A 26,015-nucleotide genomic window follows, 5' to 3' on the forward strand; every position below is an offset into this window, starting at 1 on the left:
GAATCTTGATGATCTGCGCCTCGCTGAAATTGCTCTTTTTCATTGTCCCTAAAATTATAAAACTACATTAATAATCGTAGCTGTTTTTAGGGAAGCTTACATCCACAAATTAAGACTGTGTAATTTTACAAAATTCTCTTTAATTTAACCTAAACCTAAATACCCTAACACGCCTGGGTAGTGTAACCTGAACTGTGTCACGAGCACTACAACAGCCGGGGCGACCCGGGGGGCGACGGCGCGGCCAACGGTTTCGCACCGGACGTATTCGGGATGAATTTTGAATACCATGCCGGAGATTATAAAAAAGCCGGTACGGGCATTGGCAGCATCCAGCATGCCAGCTACCCGGCGCAGTACAGCGGCAACTTGAGCGGATTGAGCTGGCAAAGCCGCAAGCCGTCATCCATCACCGGGCTGGACGCCCCTGTGATGAACGCATTCCGGTATGACCATAAGTATCAGTTGCAGCACAGCGGCTGGGGCACGCCGAACTACAGTAACGGCACGTATACCGAACAGACGAATTTGTACAGGGAGTACGGGCTGAGCTATGATGGGAACGGGAACATCCAGACGCTGAAGCGGACCAACGGCGGCGGGGCCACCACGGCCGACTACACGTACGGTTACGTGGCGGGCACGAACAAGCTTGCTTCCGTCCCCGGCTACGCCACCTACACGTACGATGCGATAGGCAGGCTTTCCAGCGAGGTGAAGGGCAGCAGCGGGATGTACCTGGAGTATGACGTAAGTGGGAAGGTAACGAAAATCTACAGCAATTCGGCTAAGACCAATTTAATCATTAGTTTTGTCTATGACGAGGCGGGGCAGCGGATAAAGAAGCAGGATCACCGCAACGGTTCTTTGACGTGGTATGTATATGATGCCGGGGGCACGCTGATGGGTGTATATGACAACCACGGCGGGAGCATGGCGCTGAAGGAGCAGCCGGTTTACGGGGCTGGTCGTTTGGGTATCTACTTCCGGCAGGGCAACAGCTACCAGTATGCGCTGACGGACCACCTTGGCAGCGTGCGTGCCGTGATTAACCGGAACAAGCTATCTAACGGGAACGCGGACGTTGTTTACTATGCCGACTACTATCCCTTCGGCATGGTGCTGCGTTCAGGCGGCACGGGCTGGCGCTACGGCTACCAGGGGGAGTATTCGGAGAAAGACGGCGAGACGGGTTGGAATGCGTTTGAGCTTCGTAATTACGATGCGGCGATAGGCCGGTGGCTGAGCATCGACCCTTACGGGCAATACTGGTCGCCGTACGTCGGGATGGGGAACGACCCGGTGAATGGGATTGACCCGGATGGCGGTGAGCGCACAGACTGGTACCTGCCCTTGGGAGCCCGAAGCACTTCGGAGGCGGTGTGGTTCGACGGTTTTGGTGCTCGTGCGGGATATGCGTGGTTGGGTGGCGCCGATTATATCTTCGGGAGCCAGACGATGGCTGAGATAAGAGCTTCCTCGGGGCTTGGGAGGATGGAGATGGCATTCATGGACGAACTGTTCATTGCGATGGATGCCTATCGCAGAGGTACCGGAGCACTCTTCATGGGTTATCCGGATAATCTGTTAGATAAAGCGTTCACCAGTTTTTATGATTTGAATTACCGGTATAATGAGATAGACCCATTCAGCAGACTCCCGATTATGGGTAATGGCGCCTTAGTGGATGCGAACTGGATTATAGACCTCGGTGCTGGAGGGCTAGCTGGGGGGCTAAAAGCCCTTGCTGGGGGAGCCGCTAGGGGAGCACCTAAGTATTTATATCATTACACCAGTCGGGAAGCAGCCCAAAGTATTTCTCAAAGTGGTTTAAGAGTTGGAAGGGATGGATTCTCATATTTGACCAATAATAGTACATTAAGGCCACTGCAAGCTCAAATAGAATTAGCTCTACCAGCTAATAGGGCTTTGCCTAATTCATTGCTCCGAATCAATACATCTGGATTAACCCCTGCTGCAATCAGGAGAGTCCAAGGAAATCTACCCGGTTTAGGTGCTGGAGGAGGAATGGAGTTTCTGTTCAATCAGCACATTCCAGCAAGTGCTATAAAAATAATCAGGTGATATGGAAGAGAGAATAAGAACGGCATTAGAATTTTTAAAAGACGGACAATCTTTTACAGTGGGTGAATTAAGACTAGGGGCAGAAAAGCCGAGAGTGATTGAAGTGACCGGATGGTCTCAGTATACGAATTTTGCCAATTTGACAAGACAGCAATGTCTGAGAGAGTTGGAAGAAATTAAGGCACTGTTTTATAAAATGGTTGATGCTTCCTCGGAATTAAAAGACTTCATCAAAGATAAGTTTATAGAGTTCAACCTTTGCTTTGATGATTATGGGAAAGTATCAATCGGGATATGTTCAGAGAAAAACGGCATAGTTAAATGGGAAGTAGACTTAAAAGAATGATGAGCCAGTTTCATTTTAATAAAAGTAATAATTTGATCCTTAGAGTGTTTCTAACTCCAATTGTTGTACTCTTTTTTCAGTTTGTCATACCTGCTTCTGCAAGTCCAATCAATTTTTACCAAAGCCATCATACTGTTACTTCGGAAACATATGCCTATGATGAAACTGAAAGTTCAGCTCATGTGGAAGTCAGTCTTACTGGTGGACTAAGTCGAGTACTTTCAGTAAAAGGGGTACGATTAGATCATGAGATTTTAGTAGAGGCATCGAGTGTTGCCGTTAGGTCGAGTACTAAGCTAAGCACACGATTTGTTTCTACTGCTGATAATGTTGTCCACGATTTAAAACCGACTTTTCATTCAACGTTTCGAGCGCTTTATCAGTTTCTTCCTTTGTTAAAAAAGCATCGTTCGGCAGCTTGTTGAGCCGATCCTGGATGTTTGCAGAGTTTTTACCTAGTTTATTGGCAAATGCGGTTGCACCGCCAGCAGCCATAACCTCGGCGATGGAGTAGGTTTTGTACCTAGGAGTGGATGAAAGTGATCCCGCTGTGTTTTTTTCTTTAACTGCCATGTTTACCTCCCGTTCCTAACAAAGATACATCAAGAATTTGGAAAACCAATCTCGCTGGTATTAACGATTTTAGGTCGCTGTTAGGACGAGATGTCAATGTATTAAAAAAATTTACTTGTCTCCAAGTCCTTTAAATCCTCCTTATACAAAAACCACTTTTCATCCGTCTTCGGCGCTTTGCGCATCGGGCGGAAATAAACTAAAGATATTAGTGGCGTTATTTCTGTTTCTGCAAAAATTTTTCCTACCTTTACTCGATGAACCTTTTATCTCATTTACCCGAAGAAAAGCAAAAAGAAATCTTAGCGGCTGTTGAAATAATTAAGGAAGAGGCCAACCCGGAAAAGATTATTTTGTTCGGTAGCCACGCTACAGGTAAATGGGTGGATTCGTCATATGTGGAGGATGGAATCAAATTAAGTTACATTAGTGATTACGATTTTTTGGTGGTACTTAGCGATGATAAAAAGGATCAAGAAACAAGTATCGCTAGCCACATTGAGAATCGTTGTAATGATTTCGAGGGCATTGTTAGCCCGGCCCCTCATACAATAAGCTATATTAACCATGGCCTTTCGTTCGGGCAATTTTTTTTTATCCGCATCATTAATGAGGGTATTTTGTTGTATGATACTGGTAATACCGAGTTTGTAAAACCGAAGATTTTAACCCCTGAAGAACAAAAAAAGAAAGCACAAGACTATTTTGATTTATGGTTTCCGAACGGGGATGATTTTCTAACGGGCGCAAACTTTTATTTGACTCGAGATAAATATCGTCTATGTGCTTTTTCCTTGCATCAGGCAGCCGAAAACTTTTATGCAACAGCACTATTGGTGTTTGAGGGCTATAAACCAACCATGCATGGACTGCAAAAAATGCGGAATTACTCCAAGCATTTGAGCCGAGAGTTATACACCTTGTTTTTAACACCGCCGGAAGATGCTCACCAAACCCACTTGTTTGATCTTTTGAAAAGGGGCTATATCGAAGCCCGCTACAAACCTAACTATAACATTACCCGTGAGGAATGTGAAGAATTGATTGCGAAGCTCACCCAGATGAAAGAAATTGTCAAACGGATTTGTACCGAGAAAATTCAAAGCATCAAATAAAGAACCGTGCCAAATCTTTATATCATAGCGGGTTGTAACGGTGCTGGAAAAACGACGGCGAGTTACACCATATTGCCGGAAATATTGGATTGCAAGGAATTTGTCAATGCCGATAACATCGCAGCAGGGCTTTCTCCCTTCAATCCAGAGCGTGTGGCGTTGGAAGCTGGCCGCATCATGCTCTCGCGTATTCACGATCTGTTGAATGAGCGGGCCGACTTCGCTTTTGAGACCACCTTGTCTACACGGAGTTATGTCTCACTCATTAAGGAAGCTAAGGGGAAGGTTATGAAGTGCCACTATGTGATAGATGGCTCGTGTTCGATAACATGGACGTCGAGCCGCTGTTGGTCGCTAAATACGATGAATTTGGAGAAGCCGTATTATTAAATGACGAAATTTGGTCAATCATTAAGCAATGGCAATTAACCATAATGCTATAATACCTCCCGAGACCCCCTTCGCTGATAAAGTGTTGCATGGGCTGCGGAAAGCGTTGCGGAAATTAGTGGAGGAATCTGCTGCCAACGGGGAAAGTCTCGTCATCAAGCGTGATGGTGAAATTAAAGAAGTGCCCGCCAAAGACTTGCTTAAAACATTACCGAAAGAAGATACCCATTAATAGGCTAGAAGCCATCTCACTTTTTCATATATTTTTTTATAACGGCCTTTTTGGTAAAAAATCCTGAGGTGAAAGACCAAAATGATCCGCGAGTTTGTTGATATGGTTCAAGTTGTATTTTGATCGATTTTTGGGATTTTCTATATTGGCTATAAAGGTCTGCTTAACGTCGATTATCGTTCCAATGTCCTCTTGCGTAAGATTTTTTTCTGTTCGAATTTTATAAACAAAGTCGACTACGTGTTGCTCAATCGGTGTTAAAATGCTCTCAGCCATTGCAACACCGAAATAAGATAAAAAAACATTTGGTATTATAATACATGTATTATATATTTGCCATTGAACATCCTCATTGCGCGGCCTGAGAAACCTAAAAATGAACGGATGTTATCAATAGGACCAAAAAACAACGGCGTACGAGCGGCCTCTTTTATTCGACGCTCGGGTGATTTCTCAGACCTCAGCAATGAGTTGAAGAGGCCCGCCCGTATTGCTGTTTTTGCATACCAACTAAATCCTTTACTAGATTCCTTCATTAATATTATTTCTGCACCGGAATGAGGGCTTTATTTTCACATTCAGCCAACGCTTATTGAAAACTGGCGTTGTTTGTCAACCGATTATTCTTTGGACCAAACATAATAATAATGAAGCAAAATTTACGCTTAAGGGACTCGCATTGCCTAAAACGAACAGAACCAACTCACCATATACACCAACAATCCGCATCGGATAAGCGGAATAGTTATACAGGAAACTCGCGAACATGCTTTGCCTTTGTTCGTACTTTCTTCTGCCTTTCTCCTGACATCTCCCGAGAATTTATCGGGGCGTATGCGGGCTGTATGCGGGAAAAAGTAACATACGCGCCGCATACGGCACGCGTACGGCACGCGAGATGGCAGAACACGGGCAGGAGAAAGGCAGGCACGGGTGTATCTGGTCTTCGGATAGTCGCTTCAGTCCCGTGTTCCTGTCCACCTATCTTTATCCCTCATTCAGGCCATATCCCTGTGATATCCGGGTATATCTCGGCAAAAAGGCCAAAAAACGGCACTTTACCGAAGGGTGCACGGCAAACGTACGGGAGAAAGGCACGTTTGGAGGGGCAAGGGAAGGAGTATATATCGGAGCGGAATGAAACTGGAGACTGTACAGTGTCAGCTTCGGAGCTCGGTACTAACTCTGTGCTAACTCGTTCTACACTCCTATTGGTGTGCGCAAACCAAGGTAACCCGGAGACCAAAGCGAGACCAAAGGAAGACCAGAAGGAGCTCCGAAGAAATATCGAAGAATCATGTGTTTGTACCCATGCGAAGGTTCCGGCCCGTAGTGGGCCGGGCCCCGCCTTGGGGTTGATGGTATCGATCCTTTTGATGACCATATGCTTTCATGCCCGGGCACAGCAGCGGAATGATGTCCCGGAAGCTTTAGGGAAGGGCCTTTCTGTGAGCGGGAAGGTGATTTCGGCTGTCAATGGCTCAATTATCCGAGGAGCCACCATCACCAACAAACGCACAGGTATCCATGCCGTTACCGATGGGCTGGGGGAGTATCGCATCTCCGCAAAACCGGACGATGTACTCCGCTATTCCTACATGGGGTACATATCCGTGGAAGAACGCATTGACGGCAGGGAACGGATTACCGTAGCGCTGGATTCGGCAGAACATATGCTGGAAGAGGTGGAGGTCGTATCAACAGGTTACCAGACGCTTCCGAAAGAACGGGCCACGGGAAGTTTTGTCTTTGTGGACAGTGCGCTGCTGAACCGAGCCGTCAGCACGGATATCATCAGCCGCCTGAAAGGGGTAGTGCCCTCGCTGATGTTCGATGAGCGGGCCGGGGGTGATCCAAAGCTTAGCATCCGTGGACGCAGCACCATCTTTGCGAACGCCGACCCGCTTATCGTCGTGGATAATTTCCCTTATGAGGGTGATATCCGCAACATCAATCCGAACGATGTGGAAAGTGTATCTATCCTGCGCGATGCTGCTGCGGCGTCTATATGGGGCGTCCGTGCCGGCAATGGGGTGATTGTGATTACCACAAAAAAAGGTAAAGCCGGACAGCCCTTGCAAGTTTCATTCAACGGCAACGTGACGGTGGGCGAGAAGCCGGACCTGTGGTATGAGCCGAGGATATCGACATCGGATTTCATTGACGTGGAGCGGTTTCTGTTTGACAACGGCTATTTTAATACGAGCTTGAATAATGCAGTGAACCCGCCTGCGCTCAGTCCGGTGGTGGAGCTTTTGGCGGCAGCGCGCGATGGCGAACTGACCGATGGGGAAGCACAACGCCAGATCGATGCACTGCGGAATATCGATTACCGCAACGAACTGAGCCGTTATTTTTATCGCCGTAGTGTCCGCCAGCAATACGCGCTGGATCTTTCTGGTGGTGGCGACCGGACAGCATATCGCTACTCGGCTTCCCTCGATAGGAATCAGGCCCATACCAAAGGGGAATCCTTTGGGCGCATCGTGCTCGCCGCCAATCAGCGATTCATGCTGTTTGCAAATACTACACTCAACGGCGGCCTGTATTATACCCGGTCGTCGACTGCCCGCAATCTGGCGTTGAGCCAATTTCATATGGGTTCGCGGGATAGTTATCCGTACGTCAGCTTTGCCGACGACGCTGGCAATTATCTGCCTATGGCTAGGAATTACCGGCTTCCGTTTGTGGAGCGGGCCGGGGAAATGGGCTTGCTCGACTGGCACTACCGGCCGCTGCAGGAGTTGGAAAGCCAAGATAATACCCAACGGCTGATAGGCGTGCGCAGTACGGCGGGAATAGAACAGCGACTGTTTGATGGCTTCCGTTTCAAGGCTGATTATCAGTATGAAACGCAGGCCACGGCAGACAGGCTGCTGCAATCTGCGGAGACGTATTATACGCGGGATCTCATCAACCGCTTTTCGACGGTTGAAAACGGACGGGTCACCGGAAATAACATACCCGTAGGCGGTATCCTTTCGATGGCGCAACGGACGCTTGCTTCCCACAATTTCCGGGCGGTGGCGGATTACGATGGCTCATGGCAGGGGCATCAGCTTGCGGTGATAGGAGGTTTCGAGGTACGGGACAACCGGATTGATGGCAACAGTTATGGTTACTACGGCTACGACGGCAGCACCGGCACATCTTCGCCTGTAAACTACGATACGCTGTACCGGCAATATCCGTCCGGTACAGCCACGTCAATCCTGCGCAACGAAGGGCATACCGGCATCGTAGACCGCTACCGCTCGTGGTTCGCCAACGCGGCCTATACGGTCTCCGGGCGGTACACCTGGTCGGCCAGCGGGCGGATGGACCAATCGAACCTTTTCGGGGTCCGTGCCAACCAGCGCTCCGTTCCGTTATGGTCGGCGGGCTTCCTGTGGCAGTTGCATAACGAACCCTTCTTCGGGGCGGAATGGGTGGATAGGCTGCGCCTGCGGCTTACCTATGGGTATAATGGCAACATGGATCAGCAGACGACGGCCTTTGCAACGGCCAGGTTTCTTTCGGCCAATATAAACGGGCAGCGCTATGCCAGCCTTCAGTCGCCCCCCAATCCCAACCTGCGTTGGGAGAAGACCGCAATGTGGAACGCCAGCGCGGAGTTCGGCCTGTTTGCCGACCGGATTTCCGGCAGCGTTGAGTACTATGAGCGTAAAGGCGATGGGCTGATCGGCTACGCACCGCTGGAACCCACCCGCGGGATCACGCGTTTCCGGGGCAATGTGGCCAATATGGAAAGCCGTGGTCTTGATGTGTTATTGGAAGCGAAGAACGTGAACGGCAGCGGGACCGCGTGGCACACGTCATTCAACGGAAGCTTCGTTTCCGACCGCGTCACACAGTATGGGTCGCCTACCACGGCCTCAAACTACCTGTTTGTCGATGCCAGCCTCACCGGCAGCTCGGCAGAGCTGTCGCCCACGGTGGGCCGGCCGCTCTTCGGGGTGTATAGCTACCCATGGGCTGGCCTCGATCCCGAAACCGGCGACCCGAGGGGGTATTTGAACGGCAGGGTATCTGGTGAATACAACCAGATAATCAGCGCAGCCGATAGCTACGACAGCCTCGTCTATCACGGGCGGGCTACACCGTCATTCTTCGGTTCACTGATGAACACGTTTACTTACCGGAGGGTGTCCCTTTCGGTAAACCTGACGTATAAGCTTGGATATTCGTTTAGAAGGGCCTCGTTGAATTACAGTACACTGTTTGCCGCGTATAATGGCCATGCCGATTTCGCTAGGCGCTGGCAACAGCCGGGTGATGAACAGCATACGGATGTACCCGCCATGCGCTATCCGCTAATCGGTTCGAGGGAGACATTTTACAGCCGGTCGTCGATTCTGGTGGAGCGCGGAGACCACATTCGGCTCCAGGACGTAAGGGTGTCCTATGCATTGCCAGCGCCAGTAGCGGACCGGTTGGGTCTGCAACGGATGGAATTTTACGCCTATGCCGCCAATCTAGCGATCCTTTGGCGGGCAAATGATGCCGGGCTTGATCCGGACTATGGCACGGTAAGGCTGGCGGGTAGCCGTGGCTTGGTGCTTCCGGCACCGCCTACTTACGCATTGGGGATTAATGTTAACCTGAACTAATAAAATGACGATCATGATAAAACGACTTTGCTACTTGATGGTGATATCAGCATGCGGAACCGCATGCGAAGATGGCTGGCTCGCCGTGAAGCGGGACGTGAGCCTGGTGGTACCCAGCACGCTGGCAGATATGGAGGCCCTGCTGCGCAACGTGGATGTATTCCAATATGATCACCGTGGCCTGCCCGAGCCAGCTGCCGACAACTATTACGTTTCCGATGAAGTTTTTGCATCGCTGTCCGAGGCGGACCGCGCATTATATACCTGGCAGGACGACATGTTCGAATCGGCCACCCTAACAGCCGATTGGAACGGAAACTACGCCCAGGTTTTATACACCAACTTGGTATTGGAGGGCCTTGGTGGGATACCCAGAACTCCGGCCAACGCTGTGGCATGGGATCGTGTGCAGGGGAGCGCATTGTTTTTCCGCTCACGGTCGTTCTTCAACCTTGCGCAGCAATTTGCTCCGCCGTATATCGAAGAGACCGCAGGAGCCGAACGCGGCATACCGCTGCGCCTTGCCTCAGACGTTGAGGCGGCGACGGTGCGCAGCAGCCTGCGGGAAAACTATGGCCGCATCATAGACGATCTCCTCCGGGCTGCGGAATTGCTGCCGCCCCGACCGCAATTCAAGACCGACGCATCCAAGGCCGCGGCTTTTGCCTTGTTGGCGCGCTGCTACCTTTCCATGCGCGATTACGTAAATGCCCTGAAGTTTGCTGATTCGTGCCTGCAGTTCCATCAGGAGCTGCTTGACTACAATATGTTGGATATTGCGAGTAGTACGCCTTTTTCACCGTTCAACGACGAAGTAATCCATCACGGCACTTCGCGACTCAGTTCTATTTTAACCTACGTCACCTACGGCCAGGTAGATTCCGTGCTGTACGGCCGCTATCATCCGGATGACCTCAGGCGCGTTCTCTTTTTCCAGCACAACACCAATGGAACGATCGGCTTTAAGGGATACTATACCGGCACCGTGGAGCCGTTTGGTGGATTGGCGGCTGATGAAGTGTGGTTGATCAGGGCGGAGTGCCGGGCAAGGAACGGTGACGCGTCGGGGGCGTTGGATGACCTCGCACACCTGCTCGAACGACGTTACCGGACAGGCACTTTCCGGCGTGATACGCTGCAGGCTGCGGATGCACTGGGGCTTGTCCTGACCGAGCGCAGGAAGGAACTGGCCTTCCGCGGATTGCGGTGGACGGACCTCCGGCGGCTCAACCAGGAGCCGGAGCAGGCGGTAACACTGCGCCGTATCGTAAATGGCGCTGCGTTCGTACTGCCGCCGAACGACCGACGGTATACGCTGCCTATTCCGGCCTATATCTTATTGGCCACAGGTATTGAACAGAATGATAGAACAGGGACATATTAATTGGAAATCCATGAATTTACGAAAAGTAATTGCAGCAGGTTATTGCCTACTTCAGCTGCCGGTGCTTCTTATCGCACAATCTGGTACAAACGGCGCCCTCCGGATCGGGGATACCGTGCCGGATGTGACAGTAGACATTACAAATTACAAACAGCCTCAATTGCGCCTGTCCGATTTAAGGGGGAAGCTGGTTATATTGGATTTCTGGGGCGTGTATTGTACAGTATGCATCGAAAGCTTCCCTAAGATGGAAGAACTGCAGCGAAAATTTGGCGATCGGATCCAGATCCTGCTGGTCACCGATGACAGTCCGGAAGCGGTAGCCCGGTTGGCAGAGAGGTCGCGGATAGTCAGAGAAACCAAATTGCCGTCGATTGTAGGGGACACGGTGCTTACCCAACTGTTTGAGTACCGGACAGTACCCGCCCATGCGTGGATAGACGAAAACGGTGTAGTGCGGTACTTCACGAACGGATACAACACCACCGAAAAAACCATACATGCCTATTTGGACGGCAAGCAGCCGGCGCTTGCAGATAAAGGTGAACGGAAGGATTTTGACCTGTCCAAATCCCTGCTGGAAGAAGGGGGCGGGAGGCAGTTGAAGCGACTGCAGTACTACAGCACCATAATGGGCAGGATACCCGATTACAATGGCGGCACAACAGGCGTGCTGATCGACTCCATCACGAAGAAGCCGGTCCGTATCCGCGTGTTGAACAGTGACAAACTATATCTGTATTCGATTGCGTTTGGAGAGGATGTTGATCACGATTTCAACCCTTTTGTCAATGAAAACAGGCAGGTACTGGATGTCGCAAACCCCGATGCACTGCGTTTTCCGGTGGTGGATGAAAATCTGGACGCGTGGCTAGACGCGAATATATTTTCCTATGAATCGCGGGTTCCGCCTGCTCTTTCGGATAGCCTCTTTTCCATCATGCAACGGGAAGTCAGCACGTTCTTTGGCTTCAGGGCGTCCGTACGGAAGATGACGAAGGAGTGTTTGGTGCTTAAGCAGGTAGGGAACATGGAACTTCTAAAAGTAACCGAAAGAAGAGCGTCCAAGTTCAATTTAGGTCAACATGACTCCCTGTATATCCGTAACTGTCCCTCATCATTTCTAATCAAAGGTTTAAGAAAGCTGTATGGTAGAAATGAAAGACCATTGATTTTTGATGTCGAGCTTCCATCTCGAATCGATATCTCCATTGTTGGTGATTTGACTGACTTGCCGACTTTCCGCAGTAAATTGAAGAGATACGGGTTGGATTTGGTGCCCGAGAAAAGGGAAATAGACATGTTGGTCATTACGGACTAAAAGAGCATCCTGGGGCGATGGCCAGCCGCCCCAGGATGCTTAACCGGATTTTACGGCCGCTGACCCCGGACAAGGTTTTCCTCGCCTTCAAGTGGCTCACCGATTTCACCCGTTTCAGGATTGAATTCATGCCGTTGGGCACAAACCTCTAAACTGGGAAGCGGACAGTCCGGCGTGCTTGTTGTTGTGCCATCATTTGCATACACCCAGATGGTATCCTGCTGGATATTCGCCTTGATAACAGCAAAGCCTGTGGTTGCTGCAAATGCAACCAACGCTATTATGCTGAAAAGCTTGCGTTTCATACCTAATACCTCCTTTCTTTTTAAAATTTCCCGTTTTTTAAAGGCTGGGAGGGCGCCTCACTTGTTGCAAAAAGTTCCTTATATGCGTAGTACAGCAATGTTGTGCTCCATGCGACAGCCAGTAGCGCTCCATTAAGCAGCAAGTGGGCGCCCCAGCCCAAGCCAAGTTTTTCATCCATGCCGATGCAAATGCAGGGCCTGTAAGGCGCTACAGTCATGATGGCCGCGACGTACAATGTGAAAACTAATAGTAATGCGGTCGTGCACCAAAGCCCAATCTCCATGATCTTGGCCTTCCAAAAGCCAACCAACAGCAGGATAATAATTCCATAAAAGGCGATTACTGTTGTAATAGCCACCGGCCATGCCGCCCAGGTAGGAATGAGGGGCGAGTTTTTCAGTCCATCTATGATTCGAACTGCAAGCGTGCCGGATTATGTATTCGATAGCGGTTGTGTGCTAAAAAATGAGTTGGTTTTTGGAAAAATGTTTATATTTAGCATCACTAATCAACATGCGTAATTAACCCGATTAAAGTAACTTAACCATTGAGACGACCGATATCTACCGCCTTAACCTGCATTTGCTTATACTGCGCGTTTTTTTTGTTGACTACCGAGGGACTGGCCCAGCAGGTCGACCGCATGGCCCAGTTGGAACAGCGGCTGAGCGACCTGTCTGTGGAACTGCCGGGCTTGGCCAAACGGGTTACCCTGTCGGTGTCGGGCGCTTCAATGCAGGAATTTCTCCGTGCGCTGGCCGAGGCGGCCGACCTGAACATCAGCGTGGATCCGTCTGTTGACGCCCGGATATACAACAACTTCCAGTCGGAAACGGCCCGGAATATCCTGCTCTTCGTTGCTCAGGAGTATCACCTGGACATCGGCTTCATCGGTACTATCATCTCCGTGCGGCAGCTGAACCCGCAGGATTACAGGAGGCCCAAACCCATCATGGCGGACTATGATAAGGAACACGGCCGGCTGACACTATCCTTGGAGAACGACAGTCTCGTGCGTGTGGCGCGCGCCATTACTGAGCGGAGCGGCACCAACGTGATTGTAACCAACGAGCTGCGTGAAAAAACGGTGACGCTCTTTGTGCAGCAGATGGAACTGCCGGCCGCCCTGCGCCAGTTGGCGTTCAACAACCAGCTGAAGCTGGCGGAAACGGCCGACGGGGCGTTCGTGTTCCTTCCGCTGGGTCAGCGGGAGGAGAATTTCATAAACAGTGAGGCACAGCCCGCTACCCGCAGGCTGCCGCTTTCGGTGGCCACCGATGGCGGCATGGGACAGGGCGGGAGCTTCTACGTGGAGGCGCAGGGAACGGCTCCCTTGCTGGACATCGAGGCCAACAATACGCCGATAGAGGAGGTTGTCCGGTATGCGGCTGATCAGGTGAATGCAAATTATTTCTTGTTCAGTCCGCTGCAGGGTACCATTACCACGCGGCTGAAGCAGGTAAGTTTCGATGATTTGCTGACGGCTCTGCTGCGGGGCACCGCATATGCCCACAAAAACGAGAACGGCATCTACCTCATCGGCGAGCGCCGCCTGGAGGGACTGCGCGAGATGCGGGTGGTGCAACTGCAGAACCGCTCCATCGATACAATACAGGCGATGATTCCGGCAGAATGGCGGCAGGGCGTGGAGGTGAAGGAGTTCCGTGAGCAGAATACGCTGCTGGTGGCCGGACCGGGGCCGCAGGTACGCGAAATTGTGGACATCGTGAACAGGCTGGATACCCGGGTGCCCATGGTGCTTATTGAGGTGACCATGATGGACATCCGCAAGGGGTACAACATCAAAACGGGCATCAGCGCGGGGGTGTCTGATAGTGTGCGCACGGGAGGGAGGGTGCTGCCGGGTGTAGACTATACGTTCGGCGCGGCATCCATCAACGACTTTCTTTCACGCATCGGCACGGGCTCGTTCAACCTCGGACGGGTTACGCCTAATTTCTATCTTACGTTGAGCGCACTGGAAGACAACAACAACGTGGAAATGCGTTCAGTACCGAAGCTGTCTACGCTGAACGGCCACACGGCATCGCTCAGCATTGGCAGCACCCGTTATTACCGGCTTTCCACGCAGAACGTGATGGGTTCGCTGAACCCGCAGACAGTGGTAACGGAGCAGTACCAGGATGTGAACGCCGACATGACTATCAACATCAGGCCCATTGTGTCTGGCGACGAACAGGTTACGCTGAACATCACTATTGATATTTCGGACTTCACGCAGGATACGCCGATCGATGAGCCGCCGCCGAGTACCACCAGCAAATTCGAATCCATCATCCGCGTGCGCAATGAAGAGACGGTGGTGCTGGGAGGCATAGAACGCTTCGAATCGGCCAACAATTCGTCGGGTGTGCCGGTGCTGTCGCGCGTTCCGGTGCTGAAATGGCTGTTCAGCAGCCGGAGCAAATCCCGGAATAAGATTGTTTCGGTGGTGTTTATCAAACCGACCATCATTTATCAATAGTTAACATGATGTTTGCCGTGCTGACGTCATACCTCAGGCATATCCCCCAAGTGGTGGGGGTGGAGCTGCTGCTGGCCGAAGGGGACGTATTGGTGGCCAACCTGGTGGTAGTGAGGCGCGCGGGAACGAAGGTGCATTTCGTGCGTGGGGAATACGGGCTGGGGTCGTACAGTGCCATTGCCGCGCACGTGCCGGCGGGGGTGCCGATGATGGTGGCCATGGGCGGCAAGGGTGTTATCCACCGGTCCGTGGCACGGGGTGCCGGGGAGGGAGATGAGGCGTTGCTGCGGCAGGTGCTCCCCAACGCGAAACCGGACGATTTCTACGTGCAGTCTGCGGATTTGGAGGGCATTCATATGGTGTCTGTCGCGCGGAGAACGCAGGTGGACGATGTCATTGGCGCCTTGCAGGCGCAGGGTCTTGTGCTGTTGGGTGCGGGGCTCGGTCCGTTTGCGGTGGATTTTTTCAGGGAGTTCCTCATGGATGAAAAGCGGGAGGTGCTGGCGCTATGGCGCCACCGCTTTACGTTGCATGGGGGGAAAATTGCGGGCTATGAACTATTGCCGGATGATTCGGCCGTAACTGCCCGGCGGGTGGAGCTGGGCGGCGAGCAGCTGAATGAGCGGCTGGTGCCTGCCTTTGCCGTGGCATTTGTGGCCATCAGCGACATCCCGTTTGCGCAGTTGCCAGTGGCGGCGCTGCAGACCTCTGCCGCGGAATGCCGGGGTAAATGGGCATTCCGGCGCTCGGCCGTTGCCGTGATGGTGTTTTTCTTGGTGGTGCTGCTGGGCAATGCGCTGTATTTCATGCACTATTCGGACAAGGTGGCTGGCTTTGCTGGAAGCGATGCGCTGGATATCCAGCGGGAGATTAATAAGCTACAGCAGCAGGGGGCGGAGCGCGATGCCCTGCTGAAGGGGCTGTGGCATGCTGATATGCCGCGATGGGGGATGGCGTATATGACGGACCGCCTTGCGGCGTCAAGGCCGGCAAGCATCCTGCTCACGGAGCTGGCGGTATATCCGAAAGACGTGGCCATGAGCCGCAGGGAGCGGAGGCCCGTGCACGCACCCTCGGCCATACGCATCCGGGGCACCTGCACGGACGTGCCGCTGCTGAATGGCTGGATGAAACAACTGCGGCAACTGCCCTTCTGCCAGGCCGTGGAAATCGATTCGTATGAATTTGACGGCCGCAATGGCTTAGGGATATTTACCTTATCATTAACGCTGGAACCATGAAGCAGCTGTTTGACCGATACGACTGGCGGACCAGAAACCGCATGCTGTGGGGGGCGGCACTGCTGTTTCTGCTGGCCTGTTACCTGCTGGCCATCAGGCCCACGCTGAGCCTCCGTTCGGAATATAAAACGCTGCAGGCAGGGGAGGCCGCCCGGCAGGCCAACCTGCAGGCGCTTGCCCGCCTGCGCGCCAGGGCTGCCGAAACGGGGCAACTCTTTGGGCAGGCAGCCGCTGCAGGCGATACGGCCATTTCAGAACCGGAGCGGATAGCCCGCTTGGCCGAGCACCGCAAAGTCAGCGTGCGCAGCCTGCCTGCACCGGAACGGCTGGGGGCCGGTGCCCTGCAGGTGCATTATACGGAATATCAACTGGAAGGGTCCTTTAGCGCACTGCTCCGCTTGCTGCACGACGTGGAGCAGCAGCAGGGCATCAACCTGCTGAGTGCTTCTTTCATAAAACAACCCAACCCCACCACGCGGGCGCCAGAGCTGCTGCTGCAACTGCGCACGGTGCGGTTGGCCAACGATTGACGGACGAATGGAAAAGTTAGTAAAACAACTGCGGAATCGGCTGGCCTTACATGGCCGGCTGGTCGTAATGGCGGCCTTGGCAATGGGCGCAGGTGCCTGCAAGGATTTCTTTGAAGAACCGATAACAGACAGCCGGGTGGAGCTGCTCTCCCCCGGTGCGGATGCGCAGACCAGCGTGTATGCGGTAACCTTCCTTTGGGAGCCGCTTGACGGTGCACTGCAATACCGGCTGCAGCTGGCGTCGCCCTCCTTCGAGGATGCGGTGCTCTTCCATGCCGATACCACACTTGAACAAAACAGGTTCAGCATCAGCCTTGAGCCGGGCCGGTACCAGTGGCGGGTGAAGGCTCGCAATGGCAGCAGCGAAACACCCTATACCACGCGGACGCTGACCATCCACGAAGCGGCATTGAGCACGCAGACTGTGCTACAGGCGGCGCCGCCGGATAATTTCCTGACGTCCCAAAGCCGGGTGACACTGGAATGGCAGGGCATTTTCAGTGCCAGCAGCTACCGCGTGCAGGTAGACACGAATGGTTTTGCCGATGAAAGCCAGCTGGTGCTGGAGCAGGTGGTAGAAGGCGAATCGTTCGCCTATACGATGCCGGCAGAAGCGGAATACGAATGGCGCGTACGCGCCGAGAACGACACCGCACAATCGCGGTGGTCTACCGTGCGCCGGTTTATACACGACCGCACGCCTCCTGACGCCCCTGCGCTGGCTGCCCCGGCAAACAACGCCCAGGTGAGAAGTCCGGCCACGCTGCAATGGCATGCCAGCGAAGATGCGGTTTCCTACCGGTTATATGTCTATAAAAGCGACTCGACCCTCTACAGCAGCCAGTTTCCGCTGCGGCAAACAGGCACATCGTATACGTTCGATGCCGGAACACGGGGCGAACGTGTCCTCTGGCGCGTCAGGGCGACGGATCGGGCGGGCAACGAAAGCGGATACAGTGGCTGGCGCAATTTTACCATTATCAATTAACCCTTGAAACCGCGGATATGAAAAAAAAGTTAACCTATCCGTTGCTCGCGTTGGTGGTGCTGCTCTGGGGAGCTATTTTCTACCGGATCTTTGCGGGACTTGGGGATAATAAACCGACCCCGCCCAGCGCCTCGGCGGAAAGAAAACCGAAAACCGTTGCCCACCGCCATACCGGTGACAGCCTGCTGCTGGATTACCCCGACCCTTTTTTGGAACGGGCAAGGGGGGCGCCCATATCGGTGGACGGAGGCGCGGGGCCAACGGGCGCACCGGAACAGCCCGAACCGGTGATGGAGCTACCGTATATCGACTGGTCTCAGGTACAATACCTGGGCTCGGTGAACAGCGAAGGGAAGAAAGCCATAGCGTTGGTGGCCGTCAACGGCCGCGAATATATGCTCAGGCCCGGAGAAACCATCGACGGGTATACCCTGCTCAGCATGCAGGGGAGTTCTATCACCATAAGCCACCAGGGGCAGGTGGCCACGCTGACGATGCAGGGACAATAGTACAATGACGATGATGACACACGACCTTTTCTTTAAACGGACAACACGGATTTTTGCGGTATCGTTAATGATATTGCTTTGGCTAACCGCGGTACGGCAGGCCTATGGACAACGCTACCTTAACGAAGCCATTCCGTATAGCAATGAGGCGGTACTGCGCACCGATGAAGGTTTCGTGGAAATCACCTTTACACGCCAACACTACATTGGCCGTGCGGCGCCGCAAATGACTTATCATTCTTATTACCGCGACAGCGTCTACCGTACGCAGGGCGGATACCACGGGCACCCGCTGCACGGGCGCTATGTGGAACGGTATAACCACAGAGGGCTGCGGGTATTGGGCAGGTACCGGTACGGCCTGCCGGTGGGCAAGTGGCAGTATTGGGACGAGCACGGTACGCTACGCAAGGTATCGCGCTGGAAAGACGGCGCGGAAACCGGGAAGTTCGTCATCTATAACGAAGCCGGCGCGCTGCAACAGCGCGGCTACCTGCGCGACGGGAAGTTCAACGGCAGCATCACCACGTACCACACAGGCGATAGCACATACCGCGAGCGGAAACGTTATCGGCTCGGTAAGGAAGTGGACGGAAATGGACAGGGTTGGTTTACGCGTGCTGCAAATTGGATAGGAGGGGTACTTTGGTAATCACTAAATCCGAAATACAACATGATCAACCGATTCAAAGAAACGATTTGCAGCAATCTTTTGAAGCTGCGGAGAGCGCACAACTACTCCCAGCAGTATGTAGGACGAGTACTTTCCATATCGCAGCCGGCCTATAAGAAAATGGAAAACGGGGTTACGAATATCAACGCTTGCCAATTAGGTGCGCTTGCTGGTTTTTACGGGGTACCGGTACAACGATTCTATTCAGACACGATGATGTTGGACGATGACGCTGATGAGATGAAAGAACGGTGGGTACAGCTCAAAGAACAGCTGCACAATACTAACATGTTGCTGGAAGTGTACCGGAAACGCATCGCTGAGCTGGAAGCGAAGGTAGCACGGAAAGATGCCAAGATAGAGGATTTACGGAGCAAAACCGGCGATTATAACCACAGGTTATCAAAATTATAACCAAACCCCATCATATTCATAACCAAAACGCATAGCTACCTATCGGTTTATGGGTTAATATTGCTTAGTCAATTTTAACAATGCTATTACTATGAAGAATTGGAAAGCATGTATCTCCTCGGCATTGCTGCTGACGGTCGTCTTTCACGCAACACGCGGCCAAGCCCCGCCGCAGGTGATTCCCGTGTCGCCGGAGGCGGCTGCGCTGGCCAAGATGGTGAATTACCCCATCAACTACAACACAGGGATTCCGGACATTCGCGTTCCGTTTTGGGAAATCAACGTGGGTGGGATGAAGCTGCCGATCGAACTGGTCTACCATGCCGGCGGTTTCCGGATCAACGAGCAGGCCACGCGTGCCGGACTGGGATGGTCATTGAGCTCTGATTTACAGATTACCAGAACGGTGAACGGCAAGGACGATTTCATGACCAACGGCTATATCGGCAACCCCCTGGTAAAAGCCTTTTATCCCAATTATTCCACCTGCCCCAGTTGCGCTTATCCGTTAAATCCAAACGGGCAGGAGGCCTATTGGCTGGCCAATGGCGACAAGGATGGCGCGCCGGATAAGTTTACGTATAAATTGCTTGGTAAATCGGGTTCATTTTACTTCCAGAAGAACAATGCAGGCACCGGGTATACCATTGTGCCCGTTCCGTTTGACAATATCAAGATCCAATATGACAACGGGGCGTTCATCATTACGGATACGGACGGCACGGTATATTATTTCGGAGAACCGGGGGTCGGCGACGTGAACCAATTATTGGCCAAGGGAATCGAGGTGTCGGGTTCGGTAGACTGGAATGGGAATTGCGCTACGGGCAACTGCTTTCGCTCGGCCTGGAAATGTAAACGCATCGTGAACAGCGCCGGTACGGACGAAATCACCTTTACCTATTCCAATAAAACGGTGGCTAAATACCGGACATACAGGGACTATCTTGAGTACTATGATAACGAGAATCCCTGCAACGTTGGAGACGTTTATTATCGATCAAATATGTACCCACTAAACAGTCCTACTATGACCTACCAGTCGTTGCTCAGTACTATAGGTGGCATAAGCCAATTTTTCAAGATATCATCGCCGAAATACATGGTTTATTACGGCAACAGCTCCAAAGCCTATTTCTATGTTCCTCACCTGAATAGTTTGAACAATGTGGTCAACCGTGCTTACGAGTGGAACAATTCAACAAACTACGGTTCAAGCATCAACGTAGCGGGGCTGTCGGTTTCGGAAATCAGTTTTCGGGGAGGCAAAGTACAGTTCAACGGTACAGATAAGCTGAACTACATCCGTGTACTGGACGGTAATAACGAAGAGCTGAAATCCATGCACTTTTTTCATTCATACACCAATGCTATTAACGTTGAACAGGCCAAGAACTTCAATGGGCTTAACTTTCAGGGCACGCTGTACCTGGATTCCCTGCATGTGAGGAATGCAACAAATACCTATGAGCGCTATGCATTGTTCTACGAAAACAAATTCTGCTACGGGAATCACCTGAAAGGTCACGATGCCTGGGGCTATCCCAACGAGAGTACAATGGAAATAGCCTTCGCTAACAATGTTATGATGTCTCTTCCAACAATAAATATTATCCAGCCACGGTTTTATCGCGATGTAATGGGAGGCTGTTCGAACTTCGTTGCCAACGTTCCAATTACTATCAGTTGGGAAAATCCGTGGGCCGAGGCATCCCATAAAACCGACATGAAACGAGGTATACTGAAACGGATTGTGTATCCTACGGGCGGGTTTACAGATTTTGATTTTGAACCCAACCAATATATGGAGGAGTTTACGGGCCAACTTCTCTTGACTAATAAGGTGCATCAGCTCAGTGGAGGACTGCGGATACGCAGCATTAATAATTATGACGAGAATGGCGTACACAAGGGCCAGTTGTATTATCGGTACGGGGTGACGGAAGAAGGCACGGGGCTGTTGCTGAATAAACCGTCGAGAACGTTAGAACAGGGCAGGTTCCATTACGGGGCCGTGAGTTACGAGCAGGAGGTGGCATATCTGCGGGCACCGGACTATCCGCACTCCTGCTGGTCTACCAATTGTATGAATATCCTTGCTATAGAGAAAAAGACAACATACCACCCGGCTTCGGCTCTTGATTATACCTATGGTAATGGATCGCCGATTTACTACCTGAAGGTTACGGAATATAAGCAGGATTTAGGGCAGGAAACTGGAAAAACGGTATACGAATACTATAAACCGGAGGAGTTCCACGATTACTATGCGCCGCTTTACCGGGAAAACCGGATACCCGGCACGAATATAAGTTATCTGAAGACAGACGGACTAATGGGTATGCAAAAGTCGGTTGCCAGCTATAAGCCAAAGACCGGTTTTGGCTATCAAATGATAAACAAGAAAGAATACGAATATCAACGGTACCTCAGACCGGAGCAGATACGGGTGGCATATGTATTCCAGCGTGTACTGTACGTAATTGCCGGCGGACATTTCACCGGCAATACGGTAGAATTATACACAGGCTTGGGATTTGGATCATCGCTGCACTATCCCGGTCCGAATTATGTGTTGGGAGAGTACGGTATCCCGTCCGGCCGCCTGCTGCTAACGAAAGAAACCGAAACCTCGTATGAAGGGGGCGACAGCCTCAAGACGGTAACGGATTATGTCTACAATTTGCCGTACCTGCAGCCATCGGCAATAACAACCACCGACAGCAAGGGGCAGTCGATGATGAAGAGAGTCAGGTATGCGTATAACTTTCCTGGTACGCAGGTATACAATGACATGGTGGCCGCCAACATGATCAGTCACGTGGTGGAGGAAGTGGAATCAAACCCTACACTGGGCGTGGAAGTAGCCAGGAAACGGATTAATTACCAGGAGTTTCCGGTGGGCTTCGGGCTGATAGCGCCGGCCACCGTGCAGAGTTCGGTAAAGGGCCAGCCCCTCAGTACGGACATTACCTTTAATGAATATGACCAGTACGGCAATATTTTGCAGTATACGGGGCGGGACGGTCTTCCGGTTTCATACCTCTGGGGTTATCAAAACCTATATCCTGTGGCCGAGCTCAAAGGGGTCAGCTATGCCAGTATACCGTCGAGCTACAAATCGAATGTGCAGCTGAACAACCCGGCCAGCGATGCGGCTTTGCAAACGCTTCTTGACGGGCTCCGGAGTACATTTCCGGTGGAAAGGCTAATCAGCACGTACAGTTACAAGCGGCTGGTGGGCATCCAAACCCGGGTCGCCCCCAACGGCCAGGCGGCGTATTACGGGTACGACCCCGTGGGGCGGCTTGTTTGGGAGAAAGACCATAACCAGCATATCGTCGCACAGTACGATTACCATATGCGTGGGCCTTCGCTCCCTAATTCGTTGACGTATGCGAATATTCCGGTTATGCGATCGGTCAGTATACCAAGTACCAGACACTTTTATAATCATATCGTCCCGGGGGGCACGTATCTGTCTTCCTTTAACCAGGAATCCGTTGATCATTCTGCCAGATTGTTTGCCGAATCGTTGACCTTTCCGGAAGATGTCGTAGTTGATCCGTTAACGGTAAACATGGCAGCTGTGCGGCTGACATATTCTATCGCTCCGCAGGTGGCCAACCCGTCGCAAGTTGAGATGGATTTTGTTAAGGACGGAGCGGTAGTGGCAACGTATAAGTTCTATCCTATTACAACACCTCCTCAACAAAGTACGGTATACGTCCCCGAAGGGAGCTACCAATTGAGCGTGCGCGTGAGCGCGGATGTGAATTACCAGAACGGCTGTATTATTTACGGCTTTATGGGTGGCCAGTATTGGGACGATTTTGACCAGGATGAAATATATGTGCTGGAGGGTAACGAAAGTTACGAATTCATGATTACTACTATGCTTTATAACTAACCGCCAGTCATGAAAGCTACGGAGCATTTTTCAAATAGACGCATCTGTGTTAATCGCCTCTTTATATTAATAGCGATTATATATTTACTATTGCCGATTATGCCAATTTGGGTTTATGCCCAAGTTGGCCGGGACAGCCTATCGGCGGACAGCGGGGCGGCGCGCGGGATGGAGACGATACCGGCCATGGCGGTTCCGATGTCAGTACCGGCCCCGCCGAGTATCAGTTATTCGGTTCCGGGGGTCCTTCAGGCCGGTGTTGCGGTGAATTTCACTCCGGTTAACACGGGCGGGGCGGTGTATTCGGACTGGGATGTGACGACGTTTGCGGGTTCGGGAGGGCAGGGTTATGTAAACGGCACGGGGACTTCGGCGGTTTTCCATTACCCGACGGGGATTGTGTGCGATGCCTCGGGTAACGTCTATGTTGCCGATGCCCGTAACCATGCGATACGTAAGATAACGCCTTCGGGGGTTGTTACGACCCTTGCGGGGAGCGGCGTTGCCGGCTCGGCCAACGGTACGGGTACGGCAGCCAGTTTCAATTTCGGCTACCCGCAGGGGCTTGCCATCGACGGTTCGGGCAACATCTACGTTACCGACCGCAGCAACCACCGTATCCGTAAGATCACGCCCTCTGGCGTTGTTACGACGGTTGCGGGGTCCACGGCTGGGTTTGCCAACGGTACGGGCACGGCCGCCCGGTTCAACCTTCCGACGGACATTGCCGTGGATGCTTCCGGGAACCTGTATGTTACGGATGAGCAGAACCACCGTATCCGCAAGATAACGCCCTCGGGCGTGGTTACCACGCTTGCGGGTTCGGGTGTACAGGGTAACGTGGACGGTGTTGGCACCTCGGCACGGTTCAATGTTCCGCAGGGCATCACCATCGACGGTTCTGGGAACGTTTATGTGGGCGACCAATTGGGGAGCCGTATCCGGCGGATTACGCCGTCAGGCGCGGTTACGACGATTTCGACGGGCGTCAGCCGTCCGATATCGCTGGAGCGGGACGGGACCACGGGTAACCTCTATGCGGGGGAGTTGCTGGCGCACCGCATCCGCAGGATAACGCCGGGCGGCGTTGTTACGACGTTTGCGGGCACGGGTTCTGCGGGTTCGGCCAACGGTTCGCCGCTGTCAGCGGGTTTCAACTTCATTGCGGGCATTGCCTTCGACGGGCAGGGCAACATGTACGTTTCGGACATGATGAACAACCGTATCCGCCGCATCGGCACGGGGCAGGGGTATTCCATCAGCCCGGCGCTTCCTCCGGGGCTTAGTTTCAACAGGACGACGGGCACGATCAGCGGCACGCCTTCGGCGGCCGCCGCTTCGGCAACCTACACGGTCACGGCCTACAATGCGGGCGGCACGGGCACGTATTCCTTGACGTTCTCGGTGGAAGATGACGGCTTTAGCCGGGACCGGAACTACATCGCGAAGACAACCTACCTGGGGCGGTATACAACGCCTCCGGCGAACGCGCCGCTGGATTCCGTCATGCGTGACATCACGTATTTCGACGGTCTTGGCCGGCCGGAGCAGGCGATACAGATAAAAGCCGCGCCGGGGGGCGACATGGACGTGGTGACGCCCGTTGCCTACGATGCCTTCGGCCGGCAGGACAGGGACTACCTTCCGTATGCGACGGCCACGGGGGCTGGCGGCGCGTTTAAGGTTGACGCGCTGGTCAACCAATCGGGTTTCTACAGTAACCCGCCGGCCGGTGTGGTGACGATTAACCCGACAAGTGAAGGGCTTCCTTCGTTCGGCCAGCGTAAGTACGAACCCTCACCGCTGAACCGGGTGGTGGAGCAAGGCTTCCCCGGTGCGGTCTGGCAGCCTGCGGAAGTGCGCGGCGGCACGTCCGGCCGCACGGTTGTTTCAGCGTATGCTTTCAATAACGATGAAGCGTTTACTGCACTGGAAACCACCCGTCGGGTAGCGAGATACGGGGTGACGCTGGCTTCAGGTACCTGGAAGCCCACGCTTGTGCTGCCGTCGGGCAGCGCGGGCTATTATGCACCGGGGGAGCTGTTCGTCAGTATCACTAAAGATGAGAACTGGGTGCCGGCGGCGGGGGCGGCTAACCGTGCGGGCACGGTAGAGGAGTACAGGGACAAGCAAGACCGGGTGGTGCTGCGGCGCCTGTTCAACAGGGAGGGCGGTACCGTGCAGATGCTGAGCACCTATTACGTATATGACGACTACGGCAACCTGTCCTTTGTGCTGACGCCGGAATCGGCGCCCGACAGGGCGACGCTTCCCGCAGCTGGCGCGGCCCGCGAAAGCTGGCTGGCGAACTACGTATACCAGTACCAGTATGACAGCCGTAATCGGCTGGTTGAAAAGCAGCTTCCGGGCAAGGGGCGGGAATACCTGGTATACAATGCCTTTGACGAACTGGTGGCCACGCAGGACAGCCTGCAGCGGCAGGCGCGGGAATGGACGGTGACGAAATACGACAGGCTGGGGCGCGAGGCGCTTACCGGCACATGGAACAACGGCAACACGGCCATTACCCGGGCAGCGCTGCAGGCGCTGGTGGACGGCTGGGCAACATCCAGCCTCCGCGAAAGCCGGACTTCAACCGGCAACGGGTATACCAACGTGGCGTGGCCCACCTCGTCCATCACCACCACGCTGAGGCTGCAGTATTATGACGATTATGCCGTTCCGGGGCTTCCGCCGCAGTACACCCATTCCGGGAGCACGATGACCAAGGGGCTGCCCACGGTGAGCCGAGTGAAGGTGCTGGGGGCTGGCACCGGCACGGCCAATATGCTGTGGGAGGTGAACCACTACAACAGCCGGGGCGAGATAACCAGGCGCTTTGTCCAGCATTACAAAGGCGGCGGCACGGCCAACGTATTGAACTACGACGTGACGGACAACAC

Annotated in this window: 22 protein-coding genes; 18 read left to right on the top strand and 4 right to left on the bottom strand. The window is 52.9% G+C overall.

Going from position 1 to position 26,015, the window contains the following annotated elements:
* Nucleotides 1–273 precede the first annotated feature (273 nt).
* Nucleotides 274–2,085: an RHS repeat domain-containing protein gene (locus BM030_RS18330; protein ID WP_090975063.1), complete on the top strand. Its 1,812-nt coding sequence runs from the start codon at nt 274–276 to the stop codon at nt 2,083–2,085.
* Between the two features lies 1 nt (nt 2,086).
* Nucleotides 2,087–2,431, top strand: a complete 345-nt coding sequence (locus BM030_RS18335; protein ID WP_090975064.1) for a hypothetical protein — start codon at nt 2,087–2,089, stop codon at nt 2,429–2,431.
* A 315-nt stretch (nt 2,432–2,746) separates the two neighbouring features.
* Here the strand turns inward: BM030_RS18335 and BM030_RS18340 are convergent, their stop codons facing one another.
* Complete coding sequence (locus tag BM030_RS18340) at nt 2,747–3,004, bottom strand: hypothetical protein (protein WP_090975065.1); 258 nt, start codon at nt 3,002–3,004, stop codon at nt 2,747–2,749.
* A 257-nt stretch (nt 3,005–3,261) separates the two neighbouring features.
* Between BM030_RS18340 and BM030_RS18345 the strand changes: the two genes are divergently transcribed.
* The 3 genes from BM030_RS18345 to BM030_RS18355 are packed head-to-tail and all read left to right on the top strand — an operon-like array spanning nt 3,262 to nt 4,741.
* On the top strand, nt 3,262–4,119 hold the full coding sequence (locus BM030_RS18345; protein ID WP_090975066.1) for a HEPN domain-containing protein: 858 nt from the start codon (nt 3,262–3,264) through the stop codon (nt 4,117–4,119).
* Between the two features lie 6 nt (nt 4,120–4,125).
* Complete coding sequence (locus BM030_RS19730) at nt 4,126–4,509, top strand: ATPase (RefSeq protein ID WP_244519043.1); 384 nt, start codon at nt 4,126–4,128, stop codon at nt 4,507–4,509.
* A gap of 28 nt (nt 4,510–4,537) precedes the next feature.
* The gene (locus BM030_RS18355) at nt 4,538–4,741 is read left to right on the top strand and encodes a hypothetical protein (RefSeq protein WP_090975067.1); all 204 of its coding nucleotides are present in this window, start codon (nt 4,538–4,540) and stop codon (nt 4,739–4,741) included.
* A gap of 36 nt (nt 4,742–4,777) precedes the next feature.
* Here the strand turns inward: BM030_RS18355 and BM030_RS20510 are convergent, their stop codons facing one another.
* Nucleotides 4,778–5,017 carry a helix-turn-helix domain-containing protein gene (locus BM030_RS20510; RefSeq protein WP_090975068.1) on the bottom strand — a complete coding sequence of 80 codons (240 nt, stop codon included), beginning with the start codon at nt 5,015–5,017 and terminating at the stop codon, nt 4,778–4,780.
* Nucleotides 5,018–5,639: 622 nt separating this feature from the next.
* Between BM030_RS20510 and BM030_RS19940 the strand changes: the two genes are divergently transcribed.
* The 4 genes from BM030_RS19940 to BM030_RS18375 all read left to right on the top strand — a co-directional run bounded on the left by BM030_RS19940 (nt 5,640) and on the right by BM030_RS18375 (nt 12,056).
* Nucleotides 5,640–5,882: a hypothetical protein gene (locus BM030_RS19940; RefSeq protein WP_170845827.1), complete on the top strand. Its 243-nt coding sequence runs from the start codon at nt 5,640–5,642 to the stop codon at nt 5,880–5,882.
* A 235-nt stretch (nt 5,883–6,117) separates the two neighbouring features.
* Nucleotides 6,118–9,351, top strand: coding sequence for a SusC/RagA family TonB-linked outer membrane protein (locus BM030_RS18365; RefSeq protein ID WP_170845828.1), 3,234 nt, complete (start codon nt 6,118–6,120; stop codon nt 9,349–9,351).
* A 13-nt stretch (nt 9,352–9,364) separates the two neighbouring features.
* Nucleotides 9,365–10,735, top strand: coding sequence for a RagB/SusD family nutrient uptake outer membrane protein (locus tag BM030_RS18370; protein ID WP_170845829.1), 1,371 nt, complete (start codon nt 9,365–9,367; stop codon nt 10,733–10,735).
* Nucleotides 10,736–10,745: 10 nt separating this feature from the next.
* Nucleotides 10,746–12,056, top strand: coding sequence for a TlpA family protein disulfide reductase (locus BM030_RS18375; RefSeq protein ID WP_170845830.1), 1,311 nt, complete (start codon nt 10,746–10,748; stop codon nt 12,054–12,056).
* A 50-nt stretch (nt 12,057–12,106) separates the two neighbouring features.
* On the opposite strand, the gene BM030_RS18380 is transcribed toward BM030_RS18375, so the two are convergent.
* Nucleotides 12,107–12,361: a hypothetical protein gene (locus tag BM030_RS18380; protein WP_090975071.1), complete on the bottom strand. Its 255-nt coding sequence runs from the start codon at nt 12,359–12,361 to the stop codon at nt 12,107–12,109.
* A gap of 20 nt (nt 12,362–12,381) precedes the next feature.
* Complete coding sequence (locus tag BM030_RS20515; protein WP_397236443.1) at nt 12,382–12,774, bottom strand: MauE/DoxX family redox-associated membrane protein; 393 nt, start codon at nt 12,772–12,774, stop codon at nt 12,382–12,384.
* A gap of 195 nt (nt 12,775–12,969) precedes the next feature.
* Between BM030_RS20515 and BM030_RS18390 the strand changes: the two genes are divergently transcribed.
* The 9 genes from BM030_RS18390 to BM030_RS19945 form a co-directional block, all read left to right on the top strand.
* On the top strand, nt 12,970–14,847 hold the full coding sequence (locus BM030_RS18390; RefSeq protein ID WP_244519044.1) for a type II secretion system protein GspD: 1,878 nt from the start codon (nt 12,970–12,972) through the stop codon (nt 14,845–14,847).
* 5 nt (nt 14,848–14,852) lie between these two features.
* Nucleotides 14,853–16,088, top strand: coding sequence for a hypothetical protein (locus tag BM030_RS18395; protein WP_139215946.1), 1,236 nt, complete (start codon nt 14,853–14,855; stop codon nt 16,086–16,088).
* Nucleotides 16,085–16,618, top strand: coding sequence for a type II secretion system protein GspM (gspM, locus tag BM030_RS18400; protein WP_090975074.1), 534 nt, complete (start codon nt 16,085–16,087; stop codon nt 16,616–16,618). Before BM030_RS18395 ends, gspM begins: the two co-directional genes overlap by 4 nt.
* A gap of 7 nt (nt 16,619–16,625) precedes the next feature.
* On the top strand, nt 16,626–17,606 hold the full coding sequence (locus BM030_RS18405; protein ID WP_090975075.1) for a fibronectin type III domain-containing protein: 981 nt from the start codon (nt 16,626–16,628) through the stop codon (nt 17,604–17,606).
* A 17-nt stretch (nt 17,607–17,623) separates the two neighbouring features.
* Nucleotides 17,624–18,115 carry a hypothetical protein gene (locus tag BM030_RS18410; protein WP_090975076.1) on the top strand — a complete coding sequence of 164 codons (492 nt, stop codon included), beginning with the start codon at nt 17,624–17,626 and terminating at the stop codon, nt 18,113–18,115.
* Nucleotides 18,116–18,125: 10 nt separating this feature from the next.
* Nucleotides 18,126–18,767 carry a toxin-antitoxin system YwqK family antitoxin gene (locus tag BM030_RS18415; protein WP_139215947.1) on the top strand — a complete coding sequence of 214 codons (642 nt, stop codon included), beginning with the start codon at nt 18,126–18,128 and terminating at the stop codon, nt 18,765–18,767.
* A 21-nt stretch (nt 18,768–18,788) separates the two neighbouring features.
* Entirely contained in the window at nt 18,789–19,202 is a 414-nt protein-coding gene (locus tag BM030_RS18420) for a helix-turn-helix domain-containing protein (RefSeq protein WP_090975078.1), read from the top strand.
* Nucleotides 19,203–19,293: 91 nt separating this feature from the next.
* On the top strand, nt 19,294–23,112 hold the full coding sequence (locus tag BM030_RS18425) for a hypothetical protein (protein ID WP_090975079.1): 3,819 nt from the start codon (nt 19,294–19,296) through the stop codon (nt 23,110–23,112).
* Nucleotides 23,113–23,211: 99 nt separating this feature from the next.
* The coding region (locus BM030_RS19945; protein ID WP_170845831.1) for a DUF6443 domain-containing protein at nt 23,212–26,015 on the top strand (2,804 nt) is incomplete at its 3' end.

This window comes from Parapedobacter composti, assembly GCF_900112315.1.
In the GTDB taxonomy this organism is placed as follows: domain Bacteria; phylum Bacteroidota; class Bacteroidia; order Sphingobacteriales; family Sphingobacteriaceae; genus Parapedobacter; species Parapedobacter composti.